General features: G+C 61.4%; 1 protein-coding gene. It reads left to right on the top strand.

The window, feature by feature from the left end; genetic code table 11:
* On the top strand, nt 1–262 hold a 262-nt coding region (locus tag DNK49_RS24250; protein ID WP_165843439.1), incomplete at its 5' end, for a hypothetical protein.
* Nucleotides 263–495: the final 233 nt, after the last annotated feature.

The raw sequence follows: 495 nt of genomic DNA, 5'->3' as shown, positions 1-495 counted from the left end.
GATCACCGAACCCCTGCTGCGCGCGCACGGCGCGGACGACGATACCGTGCGCCGCGTGCTCAAGTGGTACGACGAAGAAGTGCTGCTACCCCAGCCCTACCGCCAGATCGACGACTGGATACACGACAGAATCCCCTTCAACGAAGCGATGTTGCGTGACATCGGTGCCGACGACGACCAGATAAAAAGCGCACTCGACTGGCAGCAGAGGATGCAGTTGCCCCCGAACGAACGCTGGAAACAGCCCCCATCGACCCCGTGATACGCCTGTCCCCTCCGTGTATTCCAGCACTCGATCAGGAACTGGCTGGCGGACGACCCGGCAGCCGGCTGCCCCCCATCGGGAGCGCGCAGTGAACCGCCTCATTCGCCTGCTACTGACCCTGCTCGCCTGCAGCCTGCTCGCTGCCTGTGAAGCCAAACCGTGGGACAAGGATAAAGACATGAACGTCATGCACCTAGGCGCTTTCAAGCTCGATTTGCAGTTGGAGTTTC

Origin of the sequence: Parazoarcus communis SWub3 = DSM 12120 (assembly GCF_003226565.1) — a bacterium.
GTDB classification, from domain to species: Bacteria; Pseudomonadota; Gammaproteobacteria; order Burkholderiales; family Rhodocyclaceae; genus Parazoarcus; species Parazoarcus communis.
The sequence above is the reverse complement of the archived record's forward strand: the minus strand, read 5'-3'. Positions and strand labels throughout refer to the sequence as shown.